Below are 25,744 nucleotides of genomic sequence, written 5' to 3'. Positions count from 1 at the left end.
GCGCAACACCCCCCTGCCCGGGGGTCCCCCCCGGGGGGTGCGGGGGGCCGCCCGGTGTTGCCCTCTGGGGGGGGGGGGGGGGGTGCCCCCCCCGGGGGGGGCGGGGGGGGGGGGGGGGGGCCCCCCCCCGCCGCCCACGATCCAGGCCCGGGAGTCCGCACATGGCCACAGCTCCGTCCTCCACCGCCCTGCCGGGCACCGCCCGCGAGGTCCGGCTCACCGCACTGCCCGCGGGGCTGCCCGCGCGGGAGCACTTCGCCGTCGTCGAGACACCGCTGCCCGCGCCCGCGGCGGACCAGGTCCTCGTCAGGAACACGCACTTCCTCGTCTTCGCCGCGCTGTGCAGCCTGATCGGCGGCCCCAAGGGGCTGCCGATGCCCGCGCTGCACCCCGGCGACACGCTGTTCGGCCCGGCCGTCGGCGAGGTGCTGGCCGCGCCCGCAGGCAGCGCGCTGCGCCCCGGCGACACCGTGGCCCACATGTACGGCTGGCGGGACCACGCGCTCGTCCCGGCCGCCGGATGCACCCCGCTGGGCAGCGACCTCCCGGACCCGGTCGCCCACCTGTCCCCCGGTTCGGCCGCCTACGGTGCGCTGACCCGGCTCGCCGACATCCGCCAGGGCGACACCGTGTTCGTCACCGGGGCCGCGGGCGGGGTGGGCTCCCTGGCCGGGCAGATCGCCCGGCTGCTGGGCGCCGGGCGGGTGGTCGGCAGCACCGGTTCGCCGTGGAAGGCGGAGAAGCTGGTGTCGGAACTGGGTTACGACGCGGTCGTCGTACGGGGCGCGGGCCCGGTCGCGGCACAGCTCGCCGAGGCGGCGCCCGGCGGCATCGACGTGCTGCTCGACAACGTCGCGGGCGAGCAGCTCGTCGCGGCTCTCGGCGCGGCCCGGCAGGGTGCGCGGTTCGCCCTGGTCGGCACGCTGTCCGGCCAGTTGTCCGCGCACGGCTCCGGCGGGGCGCCGGTGGAGATCGACGCCTTCCAGGTCGTCCTGCGGGGCGTCTCGCTGCGCGGCTACACCGGCGCCGACCACCCCGACGTGCCCGCGGAGTGGACCGCCCGCTTCGGCGAATGGCTGCGCTCCGGCGCGATCCGCTTCCCCTACACCGCCGTCACGGGCATCGACAACGCGCCGCAGGCGTTGCAGGACCTGCTGGCGGGCAGTCATTTCGGGGCTGTCGTGGTGCAGCCGTGACGGGACGGGGTGGCACAGGATGCGGATCGGCGAGGCGGCGGCGGCCGCGGGCGCGACACCGAGGGCGCTGCGCTTCTACGAGCAGCGCGGGCTGCTGGCACCGCCGGCCCGCACGGCCGCCGGGCAGCGCGAGTACGCGCCCGGCGACGTGGCCAGGGTCCGGCTGATCCGGGAGCTGCTCGCCATGGGGTTCACCGTGGAGGACCTGCGCGAGTGCGCGGACCGGTTGCACCTGCTGGGGGCGCGGCCGCGGCCCCGGTGCGCTCCGGCCGCGCCCTCCGGGGGGATCGTGGGCCGCCGGATCGCGGCCCTCGACGCGGAGATCTCCCGGCTCACCCACCTCCGCGACGCCCTCGCCGAGGAGGCGTCCCGCTGACCCCGCGCCCGCCCCCCGCGGGCGGACGCTCCCCCGGGCGCCCGCGACCGTGACCGCCTGGCCTTCCCACCGCCGGGGCCGGGCGGCCGGCTCCCCGCGCTCCTCCGGGGCACGGGTCACCCCCTGGCGCGGGCCGCTCAGCCCAGTTCGAGCGTCGTCGTGCCGAAGACCGCGTCGGTGCGGGTGTAGGGGGCGGGGGCGGAGTACATGCGGGTGCAGCGGGAGGACTCGGTCAGGCCGCGGGATTCGGCGAGTGCCGCCGCCGTCGGGTGGTGGTCGGGGACGTCGATGGAGACCTCGGCTCCGGCCGGCAGGCCGGTGACGAGCGCGTCGAAGAGGGCCGCGGCACCGTCGTGGGTGTCGGCGAACAGCGGCCCGACGCGCAGGCCCTGATGGGCCGGCCGGATCACGCCGTAGCCGGTGACGTGGCCGCTGCCGTCGAGCAGCACCCGCGCGGTGTGGCCGTCCGCGGTGAGCCACCGGCTGAGGAAGGCGTGCCGCTCGGCCGGGAAGCACCCGCTGTCGTACGCGCTGATCGCGTCGAGGTGGTAGGGCGTCACCGAGCCCACCGTGCCGGCCCCCGGAGCGGCGGCCGCGGGCGAGGGGCGCCCGGTGTAACGGACGTTGTCGTAGGCCGCGGTGAATCCGGACCGTATGTAGAGGCCACGCTGCGCGGGCACCGCGTCGAGGCCGATGACCCGGCCCTTGGCGTGCGGCAGCGCCGCGTTCCAGGTGGCCATGCCCAGGCCGGTGCCGCGGTGGTCGGGGTGGACGAGGTAGTAGCCGAGGAACGCGTAGTCAGGTGAGTAGGCCACGAGCGAGACCGCCGAGACGATCCGGCCGTCGATCCGGCCGACCAGGAAGCCGGCCGGGTCGGTGGGGCGGAAGCACGCGGCGTCGCCGAGGCCGGGGTTCCAGCCCTCCCGCTCGGTCCACGCCACGATCTCGTCCCAGTCCGCCGCTGTCGCCTCGGCGACGGTGAAGTCCTCCCGCACATGAACTCCTTGTCTCGGGTCCCGGTCGCCCGCGCGGCGGGCGGCCCGGTACGGACGGTTCCGGGGATGTTACGCCGCCCCGTACATCCGGGCGATGACATCTTCGATCGCGGGTTCGCGTATCGACAGGTCCACCAGCGGGTGCCGTGCCGCGAGTTCGGCCACCAGCGGGGCCGCGCTCCGGCCCGCGGGGAAGGCCAGCCACTGGCGCGGGCCCTCGCTGCGCACCCAGCGGGCGCCCGGCACCTCCACCGGCGGCAGCTCGCGGGCGAAGTCCACCACCAGGGTGCGTTCCGACTCGCCGACCGCGTGCAGCCCGTCGAGGCCGCCGTCGTACATGAGCCGGCCGTGGTCGATGACCATCACCCGGCTGCACAGCGTCTCGATGTCGGTCAGGTCGTGGGTGGTGAGCAGCACGGTGGTGCCGCGTTCCGCGTTGACGGTCCGCAGGAAGTCGCGGACCTTGGACTTGCTGACGACGTCGAGGCCGATCGTCGGCTCGTCCAGGTACAGCACCTCGGGGTCGTGCAGGAGCGCGGCCGCGATGTCGCCGCGCATCCGCTGCCCGAGCGACAGCTGCCGCACCGGCACGTCGAGCAGCGGCCCGAGGTCGAGCAGGTCCACGCAGGCCGCCAGGTTGCGGGCGTAGCGCGCGTCCTCGATCCGGTACATCCTGCGCACCAGCTGGTAGGAGTCGCGCAGCGGCAGGTCCCACCACAAGGTGGTGCGCTGGCCGAAGACCACGCCGATCCTGCGGGCCAGCCGGGCGCGTTCGCGGGTCGGGTCGATACCCGCGACCAGCACCCGGCCGCCGCTGGGGTTGAGGATGCCGGTGAGCATCTTGATGGTGGTGGACTTGCCGGCGCCGTTCGGCCCGATGTAGCCGACCATCTCGCCGCGCGGCACGGTGAAGGAGATGCCGTCGACCGCCCTGACCTGGTGACGCTCCCTGCGCAGGGTGCCGGCGACCTTGCGGCGTACGTCGAAGACCTTCTCGACGCCGTCGAGGGCGATCATCGGTTCCACGGACTCGGACACGGTCTCAACTCCCGGTACTGCGGTAGGAACGGATGCCCGCGCGCCAGGCGAGACCGGCGAGCAGGCAGCACAGCGCCGCCACGGCCGGCGCGAGGAAGTCCACCCAGCCGGGCAGGCCGAGCGGGTCGGGCCTGCCCAGGATGCGCAGCGCCGGCAGCCAGTTGACGAAGGCGAGCGGTACGACGAAGGTGACGCCCCGTACCAGCTCGCGGGCGAACAGCCCCGGCGGGTACTGGAGCATGGTGGTGCCGCCGTAGGTGACCGAGCTCTGGATCTCGGCGGCGTCGCCCGCCCAGAACTGGAAGGCGGCACCCGCGACGTAGATCGCGCAGAAGATCGCCGCGCCCGCCAGCAGGGTCACCGGCAGCAGCAATACCTTCAGCGGCGTCCAGTCCACGTCGAGCCTGAGCAGTGCCCAGCACAGCACCAGCGCGCCCTGGGCGATCCGGCCGAGCCTGCGCAGCGCGAAGCGGTCGGCGGCCACCTGGGCGAGCACCGGCGCGGGGCGCAGCAGCAGCGTGTCGAAGGTGCCGTCCCGCACCCTGCTGCCCAGCCGGGACATGGAGCCGAGCAGCAGGTCGGTCAGCCCGAAGGAGGTGCTTGCGGTGCCGTAGAGGAAGGCCACCTCGGGCAGCGTGAAGCCGCCCAGCGCGTCGATGTGCGAGAACATCAGCACGATCGTCACGAAGTCCAGGGCGGTCGCGGCGAAGTTGCCCAGCGCGGTCATCACGAAGGACGCCCGGTAGACCATGGTCGACCGCATCCACATCCCGACGACCAGCCGGTAGACGCGGATGCTCTCGGCGATCCCGCCGGGTTCGGGCACCGCGGGCCGCGCGTCCGGTGCGGCGGCGCGGGGTTCCAGTCCTGCCTCAGCCACCCTGCACCACCACCCGGCGGGTCGCGACCGACTGGAGCAGCCGCCCGGCGGTCAGCAGCGCCGCGGCCCAGCCCGCCTGGAAGGCCAGTGCCGCCACCGCCCCCGCGCCCTGGTGCTGCCCGAGCAGCATGTCGGCGGGGACCTGGAGCATCGCCGACCAGGGCAGCCGGCGGGCCACCTCGCCGAGCCCGCTGGGGAAGGCGTTCAGCGGCAGCGCCATCCCGGAGAAGAACAGCCCGGTGATCCACGCGGCCTGGGCGACCCCGGCCCCGTCGAGCAGCCAGAACGCACACAGCGCGACCAGGTAGCGCAGCGCGAAGCTCACCACCACGCCGAGGACCACGGACGCCGCGAACAGCGCCCACGTCCCCACCGACGAGGGCAGCGCCAGCTCGAAGACCAGCGCCCCGCACACGACCGGCGCGATCCCGCGGCCCATCAGCTGGAAGCCGGCCCTGCCCAGGTCGGCGGCCAGCCACCAGGCCTGGAGGTCGGCGGGCCGGTAGAGGTCGACGGCGATGTCGCCCGACCTGATCCGCCCCATCAGCTCGTCCTCGAAGCCGCCGCCCATCAGCGCCATCGTGGTGAGCATGCCCTGCCCGATCCACACGTACGTGAGCGCCTGCGCCTCGGTGTAGCCGCCGAGGTGCGGGCGCTGGTCCCACAGGGCGATGTAGCTGTACGAGATGATCAGCCCGAAAACGGTATTGGTGAAAACCCCTGCCGCGGTCGCCATGCGATAGGTCGCATAGCGCCGGAAACCGCGGACCACGACGGCACCGTAGAATCCGCCCATTCCCACTTCCCCTCCCTCCGCCGGGTACGACGGAATCACCGGGGACCGGAAACCGGAACGCCGGAGACCGGGACCACGGGAAAGCCGGGGACACCGCGGAACACCGCCCCGGCCTCCCGGCACACAAGCCGCCGAGCCTAGTGCGCCGCGCGCCGCGCATTCCACCGGTTTTCCGCCCTCCAGGTGACGGGTGCGGCCTCAGACCTGTCACAGCCCTGTCACGGATGCGTGCCGCCTGATCCGGGCGGGCCGATGATGCGACAGTGTGGGAGGAGGCCACGCATGCGGCGTACGTACGTGTACGTGCACGTCCGTGCCGATCGGCCAGGTTTTTCCGCCGCGGACCCAACCCTGGCGGCGGATGAGGAGTCCCTACAGACATGAGCGACGCGCACTACGGGACGGCAGGGAGCGGCGGGGGGCGACCCCGCAGGAGCGGCTGGCGGCGGCTGCTGCCCACCTGGCGGGTGATCACCGGCTTCGTGCTCACCGTGCTGGCACTGGCGCTCGGCGGCTTCTTCCTCGGTTACGCCCTGGTGTCCATCCCCGACCCCAACGCGGCGGCCGTCGCGCAGAGCAACGTCTACTACTACGCCGACGGCAAGACGGAGCTGGCCCGCGACGGCGCCGTCAACCGGCAGAACGTGTCGCTGGCCGAGGTCGCGGAGACCGCGCAGCACGCGGTGCTCTCCGCCGAGGACCGGAATTTCTACCACGAGTCCGCCGTCAGCCCGAAGGCCATGGTGCGGGCCGCCTGGAACACGGCGACCGGCAAGGGCCGGCAGTCCGGCTCCACCATCACCCAGCAGTATGTGAAGAATTACTACCTGAATCAGAACCAGACCGCCTCCCGCAAGGTCAAGGAATTCTTCATCGCGATCAAACTCGATCGCAACGAGTCGAAAGACCAGATCCTCGAGGGATATCTCAACACCAGCTACTACGGGCGGAACGCCTACGGGATCCAGGCCGCCTCGCAGGCCTATTTCGACAAGGACGCCTCGGCCCTGACCACCGCGGAGGGCGCGTACATCGCCACACTGCTCAACGCGCCGAGCGAGTACGACCTGGCCGCGCACCCGGAGAACGCCCCGGCGGCCAAGGCGCGCTGGAACTACGTGCTCGACGGCATGGTGAAGGAGGGCTGGCTCACCGCCTCTGAGCGCAACGCGACGCGGTTCCCGGTGATCGGCAAGCCCAAGCCGATCGCCAGCAAGGCCGGCCAGCGGGGCTACATCATCGAGGCCGTCAACCAGTATCTGGACGAGCACGACATCGTGGACTCCGACTCGCTGCGGCTCGGCGGCTACCGCATCGTCACCAGCATCCAGAAGCCGAAGGAGGACGCCTTCGTCGCGGCGGCGCAGCACGACATCCACGACAAGCTCGGCCACAACGCGGCGGACAAGTACGTGCGGGCCGGCGGCGCCTCCATCGACCCGGCGACCGGTGACGTCGTCGCGCTCTACGGCGGCGTCGACTACACCAAGCAGTACGTCAGCAGTGCCACCAACGCGACCTACCACCCGGGCTCCACCTTCAAGCCGGTCATACTCGCCGCCGCCCTCCAGCACGACTCCAAGACCCAGGACGGCGACACCATCACCCCGACCACCGTCTACGACGGCGAGAACAAGCGCCCCGTCGTCGGCCCCCACGGCCCGGTCGGCTACGCGCCGGAGAACGAGGACCGCAAGACCTTCGGCCGGATCAACGTCACCCGGGCGATGGACAAGTCGGTCAACGCGGTCTACGCCCAGATGGCGCAGGACGTGGGCACGGGCAAGATCATCGACACCGCCCACGACCTGGGCATGCCGGACGACGTCGCCATCCCCACCACCCCCGCGATGGCACTCGGCGCCTTCGGTGCCAGCCCGCTGGACGTGGCGCAGGTGTACGCCACCCTGGCCGACCACGGCAAGCGGATCCCGTACACCCTGGTGCTCAAGGTCAGCAAGGACGGCAACGACCTGACGCTGCCGAAGCGGGAGCCGGAGCAGTCCGTGCCGCGCGAGGCCGCAGACACCGTCACATCGGTGCTGCGCAGCGTGGTGGAGAGCCCCGGCGCCACCGCCACCGTCGCCCAGGACTCCGGCTGGCCGTCCGCGGCCAAGACCGGTACCGCGGACAACGACAAGGCCGCCTGGTTCGCCGGCTACACCCCGAAGCTCGCCACCGTGGTCGCCGTCTTCGGCATGGACCCGGAGACCGGCGCGCAGAAGGAGCTGTACCACGCCATGAACCAGGACCGGATCAACGGCGGCGGGCCGCCCGGCCAGGTCTGGGCCGACTACACCGCGGCAGCGCTGCACGACGTGCGGATCAAGGACTTCGACCTGGACGTGTCCAAGGAGCTGCCCCCGCTGCCGCCGGTCACCGACGACCCGGCCACGACCGACACGACGACCACGGAACCGCCGGAGAGCGACCCCCCGGCGAGCAGCGCGCCGCCGTCCAGCTCACCGACCACTCCCCCGCCGACCAAGCCCACGGAGCCGACGACCGAGCCGACCACCGGCGAGCCGACCACGGAACCCCCGACCTTGGACCCGCTCGGCGGCCTCACCGGCGGGGCGCCCCCGAACGATCCGGGTGGTACCGCCCATCCGAACGGACCCGGCGGCACGGGCGGATAGGCCGGCGCGGCCCCCGGGGCGGTCCCGGGAGCCGTCGCAGAGGTGTCACAGGGGGGTCAGAGATACAGGCCGGTGGAGTCGTCCGTGCCCTTGAGGCGTTCCGAGGCCACCGCGTGCAGGTCGCGCTCCCGCATCAGCACGTAGGCCACCCCGCGCACCTCGACCTCGGCGCGGTCCTCCGGGTCGTAGAGGACCCGGTCGCCGACCTCGACGGTCCGCACGTTCTGCCCCACGGCGACGACCTCGGCCCAGGCCAGCCGTCGCCCCACCGCGGCGGTCGCGGGGATCAGGATGCCCCCGCCGCTGCGCCGCTCGCCCTCACCGGTCTCATGCCGCACGAGAACGCGGTCGTGCAGCATCCGGATGGGCAGCTTGTCGTGCTCAGTGTTCGACCTCACGCCCACGACGTTACCGGCGGCGCCGCCGCACCGAGAGACCGGCCACCGCCGCGACGAGCGCGACCGCGGCGACCGCCACCGGCACGATCCGATCCGGGCGCGGGGCGCCCTCGGCGCTGACGAAATGCGACTTGGCCCGGCTGACCGCCCGGTTGGCGGCGACATACGCCTTCCCGGCGGTACGGTCCACCGCGGAGACGGCCTTGGCCCTGGTGTCCCGCGCGATCGTCACGGGGTGCACGCGGACCGCCAGCTCGTCCAGCGTCGCCGCGAGGTCCTGCCGCCTGCGGGCAATCTCCGCCTCGATCTGAGCGGGCGTCCTGACATCGTCCGACACCGCGTCGCCTCCGTCGCCTGATTGGGTAGCGTTCGGACAGTCTGTCAGTACGACGCGGCCAGCGCCTCGTCGGCACCCCCGTTTGACTGAGGAGCTTCCCCATGGCCGAGCGCCTGTCACCCGGCGACCCCGCCCCCGACTTCACCCTCCAGAATGCCGAGGGCAAGGCCGTGTCCCTCGCCAAGCACCGCGGCCGCAAGGTCATCGTCTACTTCTACCCGGCCGCCATGACCGCCGGCTGCACCAAGCAGGCCTGCGACTTCACCGACAACCTCGACCTGCTGGCCGCCGCCGGCTACGACGTCCTGGGCGTCTCACCCGACCAGCCGGAGAAGCTGGCGAAGTTCCGGGACAAGGAGTCGCTCCGCGTCACCCTGCTGTCCGACCCGGACCGCGCCACGCTGGAGGCCTACGCGGCCTACGGCGAGAAGATGAACTACGGCAAGAAGATGATGGGCGTCATCCGGTCCACCTTCGTCGTGGACGAGGAGGGCCGCATCGAGCACGCCTTCTACAACGTCAAGGCCACCGGCCACGTGGCCAAGCTGATCCGCGACCTGGGCGTGTGACGCCGCGACGACCGGTGCGGCAACCGCCCGTGAGACCTGGGGTGTTCGTGCCCGCCGTGCCACCGCCGGACGCCGACCCGCTCCGGAAGATCACGGCACATCGCCGCGCATGGCGAACCAGTAGAGTACCGGTGCGGGCCCGTACCCCAGCTGGCCAGAGGGCGCCGGTTTAGGTCCGGTGTGTCGTGGGTTCGAGTCCCACCGGGCCCACCGCGGAAGGCGCGGCACCTCGGAGGTGCCGCGCCGTTTCGATGCCCTCAGCCGAGGAGCTCGGCCACCATCGGCGCCAGGGCGCGGAAGGCCTTGCCGCGGTGGCTGATCGCGTTCTTCTCCGCCGGGGTCAGCTCGGCGCAGGTGCGGGTCTCGCCCTCGGGCTCCAGGATCGGGTCGTAGCCGAAGCCGCCGGCGCCGGCGGGGGTGTGGCGCAGGGTGCCGGTCAGGCGGCCCTCGGCGACCCGGGTGGGGCCTCCGGGCAGGGCGAGGGCGGCGGCGCAGGCGAAGTGGGCGCCGCGGTGCGGGTCGTCGATGTCGCCGAGCTGGGCGAGCAGCAGCGCGAGGTTGGCGTCGTCGTCGCCGTGCCTGCCGGCCCAGCGGGCGGAGAAGATGCCAGGGGCGCCGCCGAGCACGTCGACGCACAGGCCCGAGTCGTCCGCGACCGCGGGCAGCCCGGTGGCCTCCGCGAGGGTGCGCGCCTTGAGCAGGGCGTTCTCGGCGAAGGTGACGCCGGTCTCCTTGACGTCGGGGATGTCGGGGTAGGCGTCGGCACCGACGAGGTCGACGTCGAGTCCGGTGGCGGTGAGGATCGCCCGGAGTTCCGTGACCTTGTGGGCGTTGCGGGTGGCGAGTACGAGGCGGCGGGTCATACCCGCGATTATCCCGGGTCAGCCAGGGGTGCAGACATCGGTCAGGTGGCCGGCGGCCCTGGCGACCGGGTGCAGGTCGGGGGTGTCGCCCTTCGCGGCCGAGGCGCGGGCGTCGCGCACCGCCGTGTCCAGGTCGGAGATCGCGGACCCGAGGTCGGAGTCGTCGGTGCGGCCGCCGAGGTTCCTCAGGTCGGCGTGCACCTTGTCCAGCGCTGCGACGGTGGCGTGCCGCCTGCCGGGGTCGGAGACCTGGCCGATGTTGGTCGCGGTGCTCTGGAGGTCCTGGATGTCGCCGGCGACCGTGGTGGCGGTCCTCGCGCAGTCCAGGGCGCGGTCGACGCCGCCGCATCCGGTGAGTGCGGCGGCGGCCAGTAACACGGCGGCGCCTGCGGTGGCCGTGGCGGTACGTGCGTGCATGAGGGCTCCCCTCCCCTGCGCGGGCACCCGGCGGGCGAGCCGCGTGCATCTGTGAACACGCCGCGGCCGCCGCCGGGGTTGCCCGGGCGGGGCGGGGGTCAGCCCTCGGTGGTGGCCGCGAGCGCCGCCAGCTGCGCCGCGGTCAGCTCGGCGCAGCCGCCGACACCGAGGGCCAGCAGCGCGTCCAGCTCCGCGCGGTCGAAGGGCTGACCCTCCGCGGTGCCCTGCACCTCGACGAAGCGCCCGTCGCCGGTGCAGACGATGTTCATGTCGGTCTCGGCCTTGACGTCCTCCTCGTAGGCGAGGTCGAGCAGCGGTACTCCGCCGACGATGCCGACGCTGACCGCGGCGACGGTGCCGGTGAGGGGGCGGGACTTGGCCTTGATGAAGTGGTTGCCCTGCATCCAGGTGACAGCGTCGGCGAGGGCGACGTACGCGCCGGTGATCGCGGCGGTGCGGGTGCCGCCGTCGGCCTGGAGGACGTCGCAGTCCAGGACGACGGTGTTCTCGCCGAGGGCCTTGTAGTCGATCACGGCGCGCAGGGAGCGGCCGATGAGGCGGGAGATCTCGTGGGTGCGGCCGCCGATCTTGCCGCGGACGGACTCGCGGTCGCCGCGGGTGTTGGTGGCGCGGGGCAGCATCGAGTACTCGGCGGTGACCCAGCCTTCGCCGCTGCCCTTGCGCCACCGGGGTACGCCCTGGGTGGCGCTGGCGGTGCACAGCACCCGGGTGTCGCCGAACGACACCAGGACCGAGCCTTCCGCGTGCTTGCTCCAGCTGCGCTCAATGGTGACGGGGCGAAGCTGATCCGGCCTGCGGCCGTCAAATCGTGACATCCCCCGAGCCTATCCGGGTGACCCCGCAGCCCCCACCCGGCACCAAGCCGCACCGCGCCCGGCACCCACCCGGCAAGATCCCCCACCCCCGGCCCACCGCCCCCGCAAGCCACCCCACCCGGCAGCAAGCCGCACCACCCCGACCCCCACCCGGCAGCAAGCCGCACCACCCCGAGGCCCACCCACCCGGCAGCAAGCCGCACCCCACCGGGGGCTCACCCACCCGGCACCAAGCCGCACCGCGCCCCGCACCCACCCGGCAAGATCCCCCACCCCCGGCCCACCGACCTCGCAACCCACCCCACCCGGCAGCAAGCCGCACCCCACCGGGGGCTCACCCACCCGGCAAGCCGCACCCCACCGGGGGCCCACCCACCCGGCAAGCCGCACCCCACCGGGGGCCCACCCGCCCGGCGAGCCGCGTCAGATTCCGCGCCCTCCCGGGCAACCCCGGAAGAACGCATCGCGCGGACGCTCCCCGGGTCACCCGGGGCCACGCCCGCGCACAACGCGCAGCCCGCAAACAAAGCGCACCCGCGAGCAGCGCGCCAAGCACCAGGCGCCAGGGCCCCCCGCGGGAAGCGGGCCAGACGGCGCCACCCGTAAAAGGACGGAGCCCGAAGGGCTACATCATGTCTTCGATGTCCGACGCGATCGGATCCGCGTCCGTGCCGATGACGACCTGGATCGCCGTACCCATCTTGACGACACCGTGCGCGCCCGCGGCCTTGAGCGCGGCTTCGTCGACGAGGGAGGGGTCGACGACCTCGGTGCGGAGGCGGGTGATGCAGCCCTCGACCTCTTCGATGTTGTCGAGTCCGCCGAGCCCGGCGACGATCTTCTCTGCCTTGGTGGCCATCTGAGTCTCCCTGATTTCTCCGACCCACCGCGGGTCCGTTATGTCACGGTAACGCACGGTTGGCCCAACTTCACGGGCGGTTGACCGCCCGGTGGACCACCATGTCGATCATGGACGCCGGTCTCCCGCAGCCCCAAGTGGTCTACACCACTGTACGCGACCGTCCACAGGGCGGCGGCCCCCGGTGAGCGCCGCGGACGCCACCGCGGCGCCGCGCCAGGGACGCGGCTGGGGCAGCCGGTTCTTCCAGGGTCTGCAGAAGATGGGCCGCAGCCTCCAGCTGCCGATCGCCGTCCTGCCGGCCGCGGGCATCCTCAACCGCCTCGGCCAAAGCGACGTCTTCGGCAGCGACGGCCTCGGCTGGGACCGGGTCGCCAAGGTCTTCGTCGGCGCGGGCGGCGCGCTGCTCGACGGGAACTTCGGACTCCCGCTGCTGTTCTGCGTGGGCGTGGCCATCGGGATGGCGAAGAAGTCCGACGGCTCGACGGCACTGGCCGCCGTCGCCGGCTACCTGGTCTTCTTCGGCGTTCTCACCCGCTTCCCCAAGGAGTGCCCGCAGGGCAGCCACTTCACCCAGCTCGGACAGCTCGCCGGCGCCTGCACGCTCAAGGACGGCACGGCCACCCTGGCCGAGTTCCAGACGCCCGGCGTCTTCGGCGGCATCGTGATGGGCCTGCTGACCGCGTACCTCTGGCAGCGCTTCCACCGCACCAGGCTGTGGGACTGGCTGGGCTTCTTCAACGGCCGCCGCCTGGTGCCGATCATCATGGCCGGGGTCGCGATCGTCTTCGCGGTGCTGTGCCTGTGGGTCTGGCCGCCGATCGGCGACGGCCTGACCAGCTTCAGCAAGAAGCTGGTCGACCTCGGCTCGATCGGCGCCGGCATCTTCGGCATCGCCAACCGGGCGCTGCTCACCGTGGGCCTGCACCAGTTCCTGAACACCTTCGTGTGGTTCCAGTTCGGCGACTTCACCAAGCCGGACGGCACCGTGGTGCACGGCGACATCCCGCGCTTCCTGGCCGGGGACCCGACGGCCGGCCAGTTCCAGACCGGTTTCTTCCCGATCATGATGTTCGCGCTGCCCGCGGCCGCGCTGGCCATCGCGCACACGGCGAAGCCGCACCGCAGGAAGGAGGTCGCGGGCCTGATGCTGTCGGTGGCGCTGACCTCCTTCGTGACCGGCATCACCGAGCCGATCGAGTACTCGTTCCTCTTCATCGCGCCCGCGCTGTACGCGATCCACGCCCTGCTGACGGGTGTGTCGATGGCGCTGTGCTGGGGCCTGGGCATCAAGGACGGCTTCAGCTTCTCCGCGGGCCTGATCGACTACGTCATCAACTGGAACCTGGCCACCAAGCCGTGGCTGATCCTGGTCGTCGGGGCGGGCTTCGCGGCCGTCTACTACGCCCTCTTCCGCTTCGTGATCCTGCACTTCGACCTGAAGACTCCCGGGCGGGAGCCGGAGGAGCTGGGCGAGGAGATGGAGCGGGACAACATCAAGTAGCGCCACTTTGCGTAGCGGCCGAGCACACCCTGTGTGAGACCCCCAGTTCAGTGGACCCGGGGGTCTTCGCTGTGCGTGAGCGGTGTGACGCAGCGCACCCGGAATCACGGATTCCTTTACGCGTATCAGACGTGTTAAAAAGGTCTACACCACTGAGTGGTATAGACCACGGAGGATTTCGATGACAACGGCCACGGCCAACGCCGCCGCTCCGGCGGCTCCCGCAAAGAAGCGGGGTTCGGGCATTTTCCAGGGCCTGCAGAAGATCGGCCGGAGCCTTCAGCTGCCGATCGCAGTCCTGCCCGCCGCCGGCATCATGGTCCGGCTTGGCCAGGATGACGTCTTCGGCAGCAAGGGCTTGGGCTGGGACAAGGTCGCGTCCGTCTTCGCCAACGCCGGTGGCGCGCTGACCGGCGCCCTGCCGATGCTGTTCTGCATAGGCGTGGCCATCGGTTTCGCCAAGAAGTCCGACGGCTCGACCGCGCTTGCGGCCCTGGTCGGCTTCCTGGTCTACACCAAGGTACTCCAGGCCTTCCCCGTGCATGACGCGGTGATCAACACCACCGCCAACAGCGGCATCGACGTCGCCGCGGTCTACAACGACCCGGGCGTGCTCGGCGGCATCATCATGGGCCTGCTGTCCGCCGTCGTCTGGCAGCGGTTCCACCGCACCAAGCTGGTGGACTGGCTCGGCTTCTTCAACGGCCGCCGGCTGGTGCCGATCATGATGGCCTTCGTCGGCCTGATCGTCGGCGTCTTCTTCGGCCTGGTGTGGGAGCCGATCGGTGACGGCATCACCCACTTCGGCAACTGGATGACGGGCCTCGGCCCGGGCGGCGCCGCCCTCTTCGGCGGTGTGAACCGCGCGCTGATCCCGGTCGGCATGCACCAGTTCGTCAACGCCGTGGCCTGGTTCCAGCTCGGTGACTTCACCGACGCCACCGGCACCGTCGTGCACGGCGACATCCCCCGCTTCCTGGCGGACGACCCCACCGCCGGCATGTTCCAGTCCGGCTTCTTCCCGATCATGATGTTCGGCCTGCCGGCCGCCGCGCTCGCCATGGCGCACACCGCCCGCCCCGAGCGCCGCAAGGCCGTGCTCGGCATGATGGTGTCCATCGGCCTGACCTCGTTCGTGACCGGTGTCACGGAGCCGATCGAGTTCTCGTTCATGTTCATCGCGCCGGTGCTGTACGTGATCCACATCGTGCTGACCGCCGCGTCGATGGCCATCACGTGGGGCCTGGGCGTGCACGCCGGCTTCAACTTCTCGGCGGGCGCGATCGACTACGGGCTCAACTGGAGCCACGCCACCAAGCCCTGGCTGATCATCCCGATCGGCCTGGTCTTCGCGGTGGTCTACTACTTCGTGTTCCGGTTCGCGATCGTGAAGTTCAACCTCAAGACCCCGGGCCGCGAGCCCGAGGAGGAGGTCGAGGACCTGACCAAGTAGGTCGGTTCCACGCAGGACGTACGAGGGCGGGCGCCCGGTCTACAGCTCGTAGACCGCGCCCGCCTTCGCCAGTTCCACCGGGCCGTCGAAGGCGGACTGCGCGTCGCGCAGGTTGGCCGAGGGGCTGGTCCACGGCGGGATGTGGGTAAGCACCAGGCGGGACACCCCGGCGCGGGCGGCGATCTCTCCCGCCTCGCGGCCGTTGAGGTGCAGCTCGGGGATGTCCTCCTTGCCCGCCGTGAAGGACGCCTCGCACAGGAAGAGGTCGGCGCCCTCGGCGAGGGTGTCGAGTGCCTCGCACGGGCCGGTGTCGCCCGAGTAGGTGAGCGTGCGGCCCTGGTAGCCGATCCGGAAGCCGTAGGCCTCGACGGGGTGGCTGACCAGGTCGGTGGTGATGTCGAAGGGGCCGAGCCGGAAGGTGCCGGGGCGCAGGGTGCGGAAGTCGAAGACCTCGCTCATGCACTTCTCGTCGGGCACGTCGCCGTAGGCGATGTTCAGCCTGCGCTCGGTGCCTTCCGGGCCGTAGACCGGGATCGCGGAGGCGGGGCCGCCGTCGTGCCGGTAGTAGCGGGCCACGAAGTAGCCGCACATGTCGATGCAGTGGTCGGCGTGCAGATGGCTCAGCACGACGGCGTCCAGGTCGTACAGCCCGCAGTGGCGCTGGAGTTCGCCGAGGGCGCCGTTGCCCATGTCGATCAGCAGCCGGAAGCCGTCGGCCTCGACGAGGTAGCTCGAACAGGCCGAGTCCGCGGACGGAAACGACCCCGAGCAGCCGACGACGGTGAGCTTCATTCCTGGAAACACCTCCGTGGGCGCGCCGCAATCACCCCATTCCTGGTGGGGTGGGGGGATTGGCGGAAGCGGTCCGCCATGTCTTGCGAGGGTAAAGCGCAAGGTGGCGCGCTGGGCCTCCACGGCGCCCCGTTGTGGGCGGAATCACCAGTCCGGGGGGTCTTTTACGTCCCGTACGGCCGCACTTGGTGTTTTGTGCTCCACCGCCGGGGGTGCCGAAGCGGGCGGTACGCCGGACGGGCGTTCGTCCCGTCCGGAGTACCGCGGGCCCGGGCTCAGGCCCAGAGCTGGCCGTGCAGGGCGGCGACGGCGGCCTCGGTGGTCGGCGCGGTGTAGATGCCGGTCGACAGGTACTTCCAGCCGCCGTCGGCGACCACGAAGACCACGTCGGCCCGCTCGCCCGCGCGGTCGGCCTTGGCCGCGACGCCGAGCGCCGCGTGCAGGGCCGCGCCGGTGGAGACGCCGGCGAAGATGCCCTCCTGCTGGAGCAGTTCGCGGGTGCGGCGGACCGCGTCCTGCGAGCCGACCGAGAAGCGGGTGGTGAGCACGCTCTCGTCGTAGAGCTCGGGCACGAAGCCCTCGTCGAGGTTGCGCAGCCCGTAGACCAGGTCGTCGTAGCGCGGCTCGGCGGCGACGATCGCGACGCCGGGTACCTTCTCGCGCAGGTAGCGGCCGACGCCCATCAGGGTGCCCGTGGTGCCCAGGCCCGCGACGAAGTGGGTGACGGTCGGCAGGTCGGCCAGGATCTCGGGGCCGGTGGTGGCGTAGTGCGCGCCGGCGTTGGCGGGGTTGCCGTACTGGTAGAGCATCACCCAGTCGGGGTGTTCTGCCGCCAGCTCCTTGGCGACCCGCACGGCGGTGTTGGAGCCGCCGGCCGCGGGCGAGGAGATGATCTCGGCGCCCCACATGGTCAGCAGTTCGCGGCGCTCGGAGGAGGTGTTCTCCGGCATGACGCAGACGATGCGGTAGCCCTTGAGCCGGGCGGCCATCGCCAGCGAGATGCCGGTGTTGCCCGAGGTGGGCTCCAGGATGGTGCAGCCGGGGGTGAGCCGCCCCTCGGCCTCGGCCTGCTCGACCATGTGCAGGGCGGGGCGGTCCTTGACCGAGCCGGTGGGGTTGCGGTCCTCCAGCTTCGCCCAGACGCTCACGGCGTCGGACGGTGACAGGCGCGGCAGGCGGACCAGCGGGGTGTTGCCGACCGCCGCCAGCGGACTGTCGTAGCGCATCAGGCCATGCCTCCGGCGACGGCGGGCAGGATCGTCACGCTGTCGCCGTCGGTCACCTTGGTGGAGATGCCGTCGAGGAAGCGGACGTCCTCGTCATTGAGGTAGACGTTGACGAAGCGGCGCAGCTGGCCGCCGTCGACGACCCGGTCCCGCAGGCCGGTGTGTCGGGTGTCGAGGTCCGCGAGGAGCTCGTCGAGCGTGCTGCCGGCACCCTCGACGGACTTCTCGCCGTCGGTGTAGGTGCGGAGGATGGTCGGGATGCGGACCTCGATGGCCATGTGTGCGCTCCAGTGAGTGCGTGGGTGCGGGGGCGTGCGGTACGGCTGGCGGTGCGGGTCTGCGGTGCTGTGCGGGCCCTACGGGGTGCGTGCGGTGCTGCGGGGCCGGCCTGGCGGACCCGGGCTGCGGTGCGGTCAGGCGCGCGGACACGCCGCGCTGGTGCGGCGGCACAGGTCGACGTGCAGCCGCGCCACGAGCATCGTGCCCGGCGCCTTGTCGCTCACGTCGGAGAGAACCATGGGCTCATCGTATCGATTCCCCGAACCGGCCCGAGGGGCCCGTCTCGGCATCCGGGACGTCACGCGTACGAAGCCACTACTTTGACCGGTTCTTCGGTGACGGCACCGTCCACGATGCGGAACGAGCGGAACTGGAAGTCCTCCGCTGTCGACACCAGCACGTAGTGGGCGCCCGGCTCGTTGGCGTAGGAGATGTCGGTGCGGGACGGGTAGGCCTCGGTCGCGGTGTGCGAGTGGTAGACGATCACCGGCTCCTCGTCCCGGTCGTCCAGCTCCCGGTACAGCTTGAGCAGGTCGGTGGAGTCGAACTCGTAGAAGGTCGGCGATCGGGCCGCGTTCAGCATCGGGATGAACCGCTCGGGGCGGCCGCTGCCCTCCGGGCCCGCCACGATGCCGCAGGCCTCGTCGGGGTGGTCGGCGCGGGCGTGGGCCACGATCGCGTCGTACAGCTCCTGGGTGATGGTCAGCATGCGGGAAAAGTAACAGGGGCGCCCGGCGCCCCCGGCAGCCGCCGTCCCCTCAGAGCGCGGCGGCGTCCGGGGCGGCCTGCGGGCCCGCCTGCGGCCCGGCCTGCGGCGGCGGCAGGTGGGCGCGGCGGGCGAAGGCGGCCGGGTTGCGCCGCTTGAGCACCCGGTAGCCGGCCGCGAGCGCGGCGAACCAGATCGGCACCCCGTACAGCGAGATCCGCGCGTCACCGTCGGCGCCGATCAGCACCAGGACCGCGGCGAGGAAGGCCAGTGCCGCCCAGCTGGCGGCGGCGCCGCCGGGCGCGGTGAACCAGGCGGGGGCGGCCCGCCCGGCGCGCACCGCGGCCCGGTAGCGGATGTGCGAGCCGAGGATCACCCCCCAGGTCCACACCCCCGCGACCGTCGCGAAGGCGGTGATGTAGGTGAACGCGCCCGCCGGGTCGACGTAGTTGATCCACACCCCGATGCCCATCACGGCGACCGAGGCGAGGGTGCCGACCGCCGGGGTGCGGCGCCCGGTGAGCCGGCCGAAGGCCTGCGGGCCCTGGCCGTTGACGGCCAGGTCGCGCAGCATCCGGCCGGTGGAGTACATCCCGGAGTTGCAGGACGACAGGGCGGCGGAGAGCACCACGAAGTTCACGATGCCGGCGCCGAAGGGGATGCCGATCTTCGCGAAGGCGGCCACGAACGGGCTGACGCCCGGCCGGAATTCGGTCCATGACACCACGCAGAGGATCACCGTCAGGGCGCCGACGTAGAAGAGCACGATGCGCCAGGGCAGGGTGTTGATGGCCTTGGGCAGCGTCTCGCGCGGGTTCTGCGCCTCCCCCGCGGTCACCCCGACGAGTTCGACCGCGACGTAGGCGAACATCACGATCTGCAGGGTCAGCAGCGAGCGCCCGACGCCGTTGGGGAAGAAGCCGCCGTCGTGCCACAGATGGCCGACGGACGCGGTGTCACCGGCCGCGGACAGCCCCAGGGTCAGCACGCCGACGCCGATCAGGATCATCCCGAGGATGGCGGTGACCTTGATCATCGACAGCCAGAACTCGACCTCGCCGAAGAGCTTCACCGAGATCAGGTTGGCCGCGAAGAGCACGAGCAGGAAGCCGCCCGCCGCGCTCCACTGCGGCACCTGCGGCCACCAGTACGCCAGGTACGTGGCGGCAGCGGTCACTTCTGCCATCCCCGTGACGACCCACATCAGCCAGTACGTCCAGCCGGTGACGTAGCCGGTGAAGGGGCCGAGGAACTCGCGGGCGTAGTCGGCGAAGGAGCCGGACACCGGCCGGTAGGTGAGCAGTTCGCCCAGCGCGCGCATGATCGCGAAGACCGCGACCCCCGCGACGGCGTACATCAGGATCAGGCTGGGGCCCGCCTGGTGGATGGCGCGTCCCGCGCCGAGGAAGAGCCCGGTGCCGATCGCCCCGCCGATCGCGATCATCTGGATCTGCCGGCTGCCGAGGCCGCGCTCGTAGTCCTCGTCGGTCCCGGCGTCGGGCGCCGCGTCCTTCACGTCCGTCATGCCCGGATTCGTACCACGTGCGGGCGGCGCCGAAATCCGCGCTGCGCCACCCGGGGGTTCCCCGGCCGCGCCCTACGGGATCAGCGTCTCGACCAGCGACTCCTGGAGGGCGCCGAGCCACAGGTAGCCCACGACCATCGGCTTGCGCTCGTCGTCGTCGGGCAGGTGGTAGAGCCCGTTCTCGTCGTCCTCCGTGACGTCCAGGTACGCGCCGATGGTCAGCCGCAGGTCGTTGATCGTGCCGAGCCACTGCCGGGACTCCTCCGGCGTCAGCTCGATCACCGGGCCGCCCCGGTCGAGGCCGTGCACCATGGCCAGCGCGTCGTCGCGCTTGCGGGCCCGCAGGTCGTTCTCGGTGAAGCGGCGGAATTCCGAGGCGTCGGCCTGCTCCTCGTACGCGTCGGGGAAGAGCCTGGCGAGGGCCGGGTCCTCAGGCGGCTTGCTCGGGCCCTCGGTGAACAGCTCGGCCAGCGGGTCGGCGTCCGCGTCGGCCGCGCCGGGGCCCGGCCCGACGAGTTCGAGCAGCTGCACCACGAAGGAGCGCAGGATCGAGATCTCGCCGTCGTCGAGCGCGATCGTGGCGCCGCCGCCCTTGGCGGCCTCGAAGTAGCCCGAACGGGCTCGCCGGCGTGCCATCAGCGGTCCTGCGAGAGGGTCGCCCACAGGCCGTAGCCGTGCATGGCCTGCACGTCGCGCTCCATCTCCTCGCGGGTGCCGCTGGAGACCACGGCCCTGCCCTTGTTGTGGACGTCCTGCATCAGTTTGGTGGCCTTGCTCTTGGAGTAGCCGAAGTACGCCTGAAAGACGTACGTCACATAGCTCATGAGGTTGACCGGGTCGTTGTGGACGATCGTCACCCACGGAACGTCCGGTTCGGGGACCGCGGAAGGCGCTTGGCTCGACTCGGTGCGTTCGGTCTCGACGGGCTCGACTGGGGCGACACTCACAGGTTCCATGCTGCCGCCCTTGTGGGGTCTCGCACAAATGGGCGTGCCCGTAAGGGTGTGAGCGCGCGCACAGCAACGACATCTCGTCAGTTTGACGAGATAGGGGGTAGCATCCCGGTCATGAGCACAGGAGAGCTGGGACTGCCGGTGGACGTGCCGTCCACCGCGCTTTTCACCGACCGCTACGAGCTGACCATGCTGCAGGCCGCGCTGCGCAGCGGCGCCGCACAGCGCCGATCGGTCTTCGAGGCCTTCACCCGCAGGCTGCCCGAGGGCCGCCGCTACGGCGTCGTGGCAGGCACCGGCCGGGTGCTCGACGCGGTGGAGAACTTCCGCTTCGACGCGCCCGTCCTCGACTTCCTGCGGCGCGAGGACGTCGTCGACGAGGCCACGCTCGAATGGCTGGCCGGATACCGCTTCTCCGGTGACATCTGGGGCTACCCGGAGGGCGAGGTCTACTTCCCCGGCTCGCCGATCCTGCGGGTCGAGGGCACCTTCGCCGAGGCGGTGGTGCTGGAGACGGTGATCCTGTCGATCCTCAACCACGACTCGGCCATCGCCGCCGCCGCCTCCCGGATGGCCGTCGCGGCCGGCGGGCGCCCGCTGGTCGAGATGGGCGCCAGGCGCACCCACGAGCTGGCCGCGGTCGCCGCCTCCCGGGCCGCCTACATCGGCGGTTTCCGTACCTCGTCCAACCTTGCGGCCGGCTTCCGCTACGGCATCCCCACCGTCGGCACCAGCGCCCACGCCTTCACCCTGCTGCACGACACCGAGCGCGACGCCTTCACCGCCCAGGTGGAATCCCTCGGCCGCGGCACCACGCTGCTGGTGGACACCTACGACGTCGCGACCGCGGTGAAGGCCGCCGTCGACATCGCGGGGCCCGAGCTGGGCGCGGTGCGCATCGACTCGGGCGACCTGCTGCTGCTCGCCCACCGGGTGCGGCAGCAGCTCGACGACCTCGGGGCGAAGAACACCAGGATCGTCGTCACCTCCGACCTGGACGAGTACGCGATCGCCTCGCTGGCCGCGGCCCCCGTCGACTCCTACGGCGTCGGGACCTCGCTGGTCACCGGCAGCGGGCAGCCGACCTGCTCGATGGTCTACAAGCTGGTCGCCCGTGCGGCCGACGACGGCTCGCTGGTGCCGGTGGCGAAGAAGTCGATGGGCGGGAAGACCAGCGTCGGCGGCCGGAAGTGGGCCGCCCGCCGGGTCGACGAGGACGGGGTGGCCGCCGCCGAGGTGATCGGCAGCGGCCCGATCCCCGAGGACCTCGTGGGCCACCAGCTCCTGGTGCCGCTGGTGCGCGGCGGCGAGGTCGTCGGGCGCGAGCCGCTGGAGGCCGCCCGCCTGCGGCACATCGAGGCCCGCGCCGGGCTCCCGGTCTCCGCGACCCAGCTCTCCCGCGGCGAGCCGGTGCTGCCCACGGACCTGCTGTGAGTGGTTTCCGGGCGGGGTCGGAAGCCCTACGCTCGGGTCGTATCCACACCTCCGCCGGAAGGGCAAAATGCACCGCGCACTGATCGTCGTCGACGTACAGAACGACTTCTGCGAGGGAGGCAGCCTCCCGGTGGCCGGGGGCGCGGACGTGGCCGCCGCGGTCACCGACCTGATCGGTGAGACGGCCGGCAGCTACCGGCACGTCGTGGCCACCCGTGATCACCACATCGACGCCGGCGACCACTTCTCCGCCGAGCCGGACTACGTCACCACCTGGCCCGTGCACTGCGTGGCCGGCACCGAGGGGGTCGGGTTCCACCCGAACTTCGCCCCGGCGGTGGCCTCCGGCGCGGTGGACGCGGTCTTCGACAAGGGCGCCTACACGGCGGCCTACAGCGGCTTCGAGGGCCTGGACGAGAACGGCGAGGGCCTCGCGGACTGGCTGCGCGGGCGCGACGTCGCCGAGGTGGACGTCGTGGGCATCGCGACCGACCACTGCGTACGGGCGACCGCCCTGGACGCGGCCAGGGCCGGCTTCACGACCCGGCTGCTGGTCGGGCTGACCGCCGGGGTGTCGCCTGAGACCACGCGGCGGGCGCTGGAGGAGATGCGCGCCGCGGGTGTGGAGATCGTCGGGGACTAGGGCCTGTCGTGTGGATCTCCGCGACGCCGCGACGCCCGGCACGCGCATCTTCCCCCTGCCTTCGGCGCGAGGTGCCCCCGGCGTTGTCGTCGGTCGACGACGCTCATACCCGGTTCAGGGTTGAGATGGGGTGCCAGGGGTCCGATGTCCTGGCGTGGTGGTCCCGCCAGACGAGCCCGTCCGGGTGATGCAGCACCGCGGTGATCTCGTCAGGCGTGGGGGGCTCCGCGTTGCCGGTCAGGCGGGCGCCGCGGAAGCCGAGGTTGCTCAGCCGGGTGAGGGCGCGCTGGCGGTTCAGCGCGTGCACCACGACGCGTACCGCGTGCGCCGGGTCGGCAGGGTGCGGCAGCACGAGCGCCACCACGACGGTGCCGCTCGGCAGCTTGGTGAAACCTCCGACCGCCATGGTCACATCATGGGGCGTCCGGCCGCCGCCCACCAGCAGGCGACGGCCGAACGCGGCATTACCGCAGGTCGAACAGCATGCGACGTCAGCGGTGCGCAGGACCGACCTGGACGGTCATCGTGCTGCCGCTGAGCGGCTCCGCGACGATGGTCAACCGGGTGTTGGTGTCCGGCACCTTCACGCTGCCGTAGGGGTTGCTGTCGTACCAGTACGTGCCGTAGTGGTCGTCGAAGACCGGCGTGCCGAGCTTCGCGCCGACCTTGGCGGCGACCCCGTTGTTGTGCAGGGTGAGGCCCTGCGTCGGGTACCAGCTGAAGGTCGAGTCGTAGGCCTGGATGCGGTTGCGCATCAGCGAGCCATCCGACCATTTCTCCGGCTTGGCGTGGGCGTCGACCGGCAGGATCTCACCGGAGCCCGGGTGCGCGCCGACGTTGTTGTCGGCCTGCGAGGTGTCCCAGAGCCACACGAGCAGCCCGTTCTGGTAGGGGAAGTGCTCGACTTGGGAGGGCTTGCTGTTCAGCCAGCCGAAGTTGTACGGGCCGGTCTTCAGCGTCTGGTCGAAGCTGACGTACTGCCGGTTCTCCGCGATGTAGAACTCGGGGTAGTCGTTGGTGAAGGACGCCCCGATCCGGGTGAAGCCCTTGGCGGTCCAGCCGTTGTCGTCGGTCTCCGCGCCGTCGCTGAGCACCGCGGCGCCGTCGGCGGTCACCGTGATCGCGTCGGCCGTGAAGCCCTTCTGCGCCACACCGCCGTCGGTGAGGTAGCGGAAGCGCAGCTGGATCTGCTTGCCCGCGTAGGCGTCCAGCGGGAAGGACAGGTCCTCGTAGGCGCCGCTGGTGCCGGTCAGCGCCGGGGCGTTGCCGCCGTCACGGGGCAGCGACTTGCCGTTGGCGGTGCCGTCCAGCGCGGTCCAGCTGGCGCCGCCGTCCGCGGAGACCTCGGTGTAGAGGAAGTCGTAGTTCTCCTCGATGTCCCACCACCCCTTGAGGGTGAGCGACGCGGACGACTTGCCGGTGAGGTCCACCGAACGGGTCAGGGTGTTCGCCAGGTTGTCACCGCTGCCTGACCACCACTGCTTGCTGCCCTCGGCGGGCGCGGTGATCGTGGTGGTGACGGTCTTGTCGGGCAGCGAGACGATCAGCGCCTGCTTGTCCTTGGTGTTGTACTCGGCTACGCCCAGCTTGGTGGTGGAGCGCGTCGCGGCCTGGGCGGTGCCGTAGTTCAGCCAGCCCAGCTGCAGCTTGTCCCAGGCGTTCATGTCGTCGGGGCGGTCGCCGATGGCGTTCTTGCCGGTGCCCATCCAGGAGCCGGACGACATCAGCGTCCAGAAGGCGGTGTTGTTCTCGCCGATGTACGTGGTGTCGTACTCGTCGGGCAGGCCGAGGTCGTGGCCGTACTCGTGCGCGAAGACGCCGAGGCCGCCGTTCTCCGGCTGGAGGGTGTAGTCGCCGACCCAGATGCCGGTGTTGCCGATCTGGGTGCCGCCCGCCTTGTTCGCGGCCGGTCCCGTCCGGCCCGCGTCGGTGCCGTACGCGTACCAGCGGTGCGCCCACAGCGCGTCGGTGGCCTGCGCGCCGCCGCCTGCCGACTCGTCCTCGCCCGCGTGGACGATCTGGAAGTGGTCGATGTAGCCGTCGGGCTCGTTGAAGTTGCCGTCGCCGTCGTAGTCGTAGCGGTCCCACTGGTCGTACTGCGCCAGGTCGGCCGCGACCTGCGCGTCGGTGCGTCCCTGCGCCTTCTGGTCGGCGACGTAGGCGGTGGTGGCGTCCCGGATGAGGTCCCAGGCACTGGAGCAGATGGTGCTGCCGCAGTAGTTGGAGCCGTAACGGGCCTCGTTCCAGGGCACCTTGACCCAGGCGGAGACCTCGCCGTCGACCGAGTAGCGGCCCGAGGACTGCTTCTCGTAGTAGGTGGCCAGCGAGTCCTGGCCCGCCTTGTGTGAGAAGTACAGGTCCTTGAAGTGCGCCTGGTTGTAGTCGGCCTGCCAGGCGGTGCTGTTGTCGGTGGCCGGGTCGGGCTTCTCGATGGTGTTGTGCGCCGGGCCCGCGGTGCCGCCGTACTTGGTGACCGGGGCCTCGGGCCCGTCGGGGCCGTCCGGGTCGTAAGTGGTGGTGCTGTCCACCTGGTCCCCGAACTCGGCGAGGATGGTGAAGATCTTGTCGGTCTTCTCCCGGCCCAGCTCGACGTACTTGCTCTTCTTGCCCTTGCCCGAGCCCAGTTGGACGACCTTCGAGGCGCCGATCTGCTGGACCGTCGCCTGTCCGGCGACGACCTGCTGGATGGCGGCGGAGCGCTCGGCCGACTGCTGCTTGCTGAATGGGCCCGGCAGGTCGTGCGCCTGACTCTCCGCCGGATCGTGCGACGAAGCCGCGGGTACGGTGCCGGGTGCCCGGTCCGGCGCCCCCGCGTACGCACCCGCCGCGGTGGCGGTGGGAAGCACGCCCAGGACGGCGACTGCCAGGGCCAGGGCGGCGGGTTGGGTGATCCTCCGCTGATATCTCAAGATTACTTGACCTCCCCTTGGGAAAGGCCATTGCATCGGAGTGGCGGGTGAAAAAACAGACCTTGACTTGAGCATGGCAGGACAGTACGTTTACCGGTTTCGCGGCTCCGCTGACCGGACG

28 protein-coding genes and 1 tRNA gene are annotated in these 25,744 nt (G+C 71.5%); 9 read left to right on the top strand and 20 right to left on the bottom strand.

All coding sequences use genetic code 11. The features are described from left to right. The first annotated feature begins 161 nt into the window (after positions 1-161). Together ACGFMP_RS05515 and ACGFMP_RS05510 are read left to right on the top strand one after the other, a co-directional pair. Positions 162-1,196, top strand: coding sequence for an MDR family NADP-dependent oxidoreductase (locus ACGFMP_RS05515; RefSeq protein ID WP_393670464.1), 1,035 nt, complete (start codon positions 162-164; stop codon positions 1,194-1,196). A gap of 19 nt (positions 1,197-1,215) precedes the next feature. Further along, a complete protein-coding gene (locus tag ACGFMP_RS05510) occupies positions 1,216-1,572 on the top strand; it encodes a MerR family transcriptional regulator (RefSeq protein WP_393670463.1) in 357 nt (118 codons plus the stop codon). A 137-nt stretch (positions 1,573-1,709) separates the two neighbouring features. Here ACGFMP_RS05510 and ACGFMP_RS05505 read toward each other — a convergent pair whose 3' ends face one another. The 4 genes from ACGFMP_RS05505 to ACGFMP_RS05490 form a co-directional block, all read right to left on the bottom strand. Continuing rightward, on the bottom strand, positions 1,710-2,567 hold the full coding sequence (locus tag ACGFMP_RS05505) for a GNAT family N-acetyltransferase (RefSeq protein WP_393670462.1): 858 nt from the start codon (positions 2,565-2,567) through the stop codon (positions 1,710-1,712). A 69-nt stretch (positions 2,568-2,636) separates the two neighbouring features. Next, the gene (locus ACGFMP_RS05500; protein WP_393671328.1) at positions 2,637-3,584 is read right to left on the bottom strand and encodes an ATP-binding cassette domain-containing protein; all 948 of its coding nucleotides are present in this window, start codon (positions 3,582-3,584) and stop codon (positions 2,637-2,639) included. Between the two features lie 25 nt (positions 3,585-3,609). Further along, the gene (locus tag ACGFMP_RS05495; RefSeq protein ID WP_393670461.1) at positions 3,610-4,485 is read right to left on the bottom strand and encodes an ABC transporter permease; all 876 of its coding nucleotides are present in this window, start codon (positions 4,483-4,485) and stop codon (positions 3,610-3,612) included. Continuing rightward, complete coding sequence (locus ACGFMP_RS05490) at positions 4,478-5,281, bottom strand: ABC transporter permease (protein WP_393670460.1); 804 nt, start codon at positions 5,279-5,281, stop codon at positions 4,478-4,480. Before ACGFMP_RS05490 ends, ACGFMP_RS05495 begins: the two co-directional genes overlap by 8 nt. A 380-nt stretch (positions 5,282-5,661) precedes the next feature. Here ACGFMP_RS05490 and ACGFMP_RS05485 point away from each other — a divergent pair, with 380 nt between their 5' ends. Then, positions 5,662-7,920 (top strand): transglycosylase domain-containing protein, encoded by a 2,259-nt coding sequence (locus tag ACGFMP_RS05485; RefSeq protein ID WP_393670459.1) that lies wholly within the window; start codon positions 5,662-5,664, stop codon positions 7,918-7,920. Positions 7,921-7,976: 56 nt separating this feature from the next. On the opposite strand, the gene ACGFMP_RS05480 is transcribed toward ACGFMP_RS05485, so the two are convergent. Continuing rightward, positions 7,977-8,279 (bottom strand): GroES family chaperonin, encoded by a 303-nt coding sequence (locus ACGFMP_RS05480; RefSeq protein WP_393671327.1) that lies wholly within the window; start codon positions 8,277-8,279, stop codon positions 7,977-7,979. A 49-nt stretch (positions 8,280-8,328) separates the two neighbouring features. Then, positions 8,329-8,655: a DUF3618 domain-containing protein gene (locus tag ACGFMP_RS05475; RefSeq protein WP_393670457.1), complete on the bottom strand. Its 327-nt coding sequence runs from the start codon at positions 8,653-8,655 to the stop codon at positions 8,329-8,331. 101 nt (positions 8,656-8,756) lie between these two features. Here ACGFMP_RS05475 and bcp point away from each other — a divergent pair, with 101 nt between their 5' ends. Both bcp and ACGFMP_RS05465 read left to right on the top strand, forming a co-directional pair. Further along, positions 8,757-9,224, top strand: a complete 468-nt coding sequence (bcp, locus tag ACGFMP_RS05470; RefSeq protein WP_393670456.1) for a thioredoxin-dependent thiol peroxidase — start codon at positions 8,757-8,759, stop codon at positions 9,222-9,224. Between the two features lie 135 nt (positions 9,225-9,359). Continuing rightward, positions 9,360-9,434, top strand: a tRNA-Leu gene (locus tag ACGFMP_RS05465). A 47-nt stretch (positions 9,435-9,481) separates the two neighbouring features. On the opposite strand, the gene rdgB is transcribed toward ACGFMP_RS05465, so the two are convergent. The 4 genes from rdgB to ACGFMP_RS05445 all read right to left on the bottom strand — a co-directional run bounded on the left by rdgB (position 9,482) and on the right by ACGFMP_RS05445 (position 12,214). Further along, positions 9,482-10,087, bottom strand: a complete 606-nt coding sequence (gene rdgB, locus ACGFMP_RS05460) for an RdgB/HAM1 family non-canonical purine NTP pyrophosphatase (protein ID WP_393670454.1) — start codon at positions 10,085-10,087, stop codon at positions 9,482-9,484. 18 nt (positions 10,088-10,105) lie between these two features. Further along, entirely contained in the window at positions 10,106-10,504 is a 399-nt protein-coding gene (locus ACGFMP_RS05455; protein WP_393670453.1) for a hypothetical protein, read from the bottom strand. A 98-nt stretch (positions 10,505-10,602) separates the two neighbouring features. Then, positions 10,603-11,340: a ribonuclease PH gene (gene rph / locus ACGFMP_RS05450; RefSeq protein WP_393670452.1), complete on the bottom strand. Its 738-nt coding sequence runs from the start codon at positions 11,338-11,340 to the stop codon at positions 10,603-10,605. A 625-nt stretch (positions 11,341-11,965) separates the two neighbouring features. After that, the gene (locus tag ACGFMP_RS05445; RefSeq protein ID WP_393671326.1) at positions 11,966-12,214 is read right to left on the bottom strand and encodes a glucose PTS transporter subunit EIIB; all 249 of its coding nucleotides are present in this window, start codon (positions 12,212-12,214) and stop codon (positions 11,966-11,968) included. A gap of 169 nt (positions 12,215-12,383) precedes the next feature. On the opposite strand from ACGFMP_RS05445, the gene ACGFMP_RS05440 reads away from it, so the two are divergent. Then, entirely contained in the window at positions 12,384-13,703 is a 1,320-nt protein-coding gene (locus ACGFMP_RS05440; RefSeq protein ID WP_393670451.1) for a PTS transporter subunit EIIC, read from the top strand. A 181-nt stretch (positions 13,704-13,884) separates the two neighbouring features. Beyond that, positions 13,885-15,156 (top strand): PTS transporter subunit EIIC, encoded by a 1,272-nt coding sequence (locus tag ACGFMP_RS05435; RefSeq protein ID WP_393670450.1) that lies wholly within the window; start codon positions 13,885-13,887, stop codon positions 15,154-15,156. 39 nt (positions 15,157-15,195) lie between these two features. On the opposite strand, the gene ACGFMP_RS05430 is transcribed toward ACGFMP_RS05435, so the two are convergent. The 8 genes from ACGFMP_RS05430 to clpS all read right to left on the bottom strand — a co-directional run bounded on the left by ACGFMP_RS05430 (position 15,196) and on the right by clpS (position 20,640). Continuing rightward, the gene (locus tag ACGFMP_RS05430) at positions 15,196-15,948 is read right to left on the bottom strand and encodes an MBL fold metallo-hydrolase (protein WP_393670448.1); all 753 of its coding nucleotides are present in this window, start codon (positions 15,946-15,948) and stop codon (positions 15,196-15,198) included. Positions 15,949-16,223: 275 nt separating this feature from the next. Further along, positions 16,224-17,174, bottom strand: a complete 951-nt coding sequence (locus ACGFMP_RS05425) for a PLP-dependent cysteine synthase family protein (RefSeq protein ID WP_393670446.1) — start codon at positions 17,172-17,174, stop codon at positions 16,224-16,226. Beyond that, positions 17,174-17,452, bottom strand: a complete 279-nt coding sequence (locus tag ACGFMP_RS05420; protein WP_393670444.1) for a MoaD/ThiS family protein — start codon at positions 17,450-17,452, stop codon at positions 17,174-17,176. The genes ACGFMP_RS05425 and ACGFMP_RS05420 overlap by 1 nt, the downstream gene beginning before the upstream one ends. A gap of 135 nt (positions 17,453-17,587) precedes the next feature. Beyond that, entirely contained in the window at positions 17,588-17,692 is a 105-nt protein-coding gene (locus ACGFMP_RS05415; protein ID WP_393670443.1) for a putative leader peptide, read from the bottom strand. Positions 17,693-17,751: 59 nt separating this feature from the next. Next, on the bottom strand, positions 17,752-18,162 hold the full coding sequence (locus ACGFMP_RS05410) for a Mov34/MPN/PAD-1 family protein (RefSeq protein WP_393670442.1): 411 nt from the start codon (positions 18,160-18,162) through the stop codon (positions 17,752-17,754). Positions 18,163-18,211: 49 nt separating this feature from the next. Then, entirely contained in the window at positions 18,212-19,684 is a 1,473-nt protein-coding gene (locus ACGFMP_RS05405) for an amino acid permease (protein WP_393670441.1), read from the bottom strand. 72 nt (positions 19,685-19,756) lie between these two features. After that, positions 19,757-20,320, bottom strand: coding sequence for a DUF2017 domain-containing protein (locus ACGFMP_RS05400; protein WP_393670439.1), 564 nt, complete (start codon positions 20,318-20,320; stop codon positions 19,757-19,759). Beyond that, positions 20,320-20,640, bottom strand: coding sequence for an ATP-dependent Clp protease adapter ClpS (clpS, locus tag ACGFMP_RS05395; RefSeq protein WP_393670438.1), 321 nt, complete (start codon positions 20,638-20,640; stop codon positions 20,320-20,322). The genes ACGFMP_RS05400 and clpS overlap by 1 nt, the downstream gene beginning before the upstream one ends. Before the next feature lie 111 nt (positions 20,641-20,751). On the opposite strand from clpS, the gene ACGFMP_RS05390 reads away from it, so the two are divergent. Both ACGFMP_RS05390 and ACGFMP_RS05385 read left to right on the top strand, forming a co-directional pair. Then, complete coding sequence (locus tag ACGFMP_RS05390) at positions 20,752-22,071, top strand: nicotinate phosphoribosyltransferase (protein ID WP_393670436.1); 1,320 nt, start codon at positions 20,752-20,754, stop codon at positions 22,069-22,071. Between the two features lie 67 nt (positions 22,072-22,138). Then, positions 22,139-22,714, top strand: a complete 576-nt coding sequence (locus ACGFMP_RS05385) for an isochorismatase family protein (protein ID WP_393670435.1) — start codon at positions 22,139-22,141, stop codon at positions 22,712-22,714. A gap of 103 nt (positions 22,715-22,817) precedes the next feature. On the opposite strand, the gene ACGFMP_RS05380 is transcribed toward ACGFMP_RS05385, so the two are convergent. Together ACGFMP_RS05380 and ACGFMP_RS05375 are read right to left on the bottom strand one after the other, a co-directional pair. After that, positions 22,818-23,120, bottom strand: coding sequence for a hypothetical protein (locus ACGFMP_RS05380; protein ID WP_393670434.1), 303 nt, complete (start codon positions 23,118-23,120; stop codon positions 22,818-22,820). A gap of 85 nt (positions 23,121-23,205) precedes the next feature. Continuing rightward, positions 23,206-25,623 carry an immune inhibitor A domain-containing protein gene (locus ACGFMP_RS05375; RefSeq protein WP_393670433.1) on the bottom strand — a complete coding sequence of 806 codons (2,418 nt, stop codon included), beginning with the start codon at positions 25,621-25,623 and terminating at the stop codon, positions 23,206-23,208. Positions 25,624-25,744 lie beyond the last annotated feature (121 nt).

The sequence above is a fragment of the Streptomyces sp. NPDC049040 genome (assembly GCF_043197715.1).
Classification (GTDB): Bacteria; Actinomycetota; Actinomycetes; order Streptomycetales; family Streptomycetaceae; genus Actinacidiphila.
The sequence above is the reverse complement of the archived record's forward strand: the minus strand, read 5'-3'. Positions and strand labels throughout refer to the sequence as shown.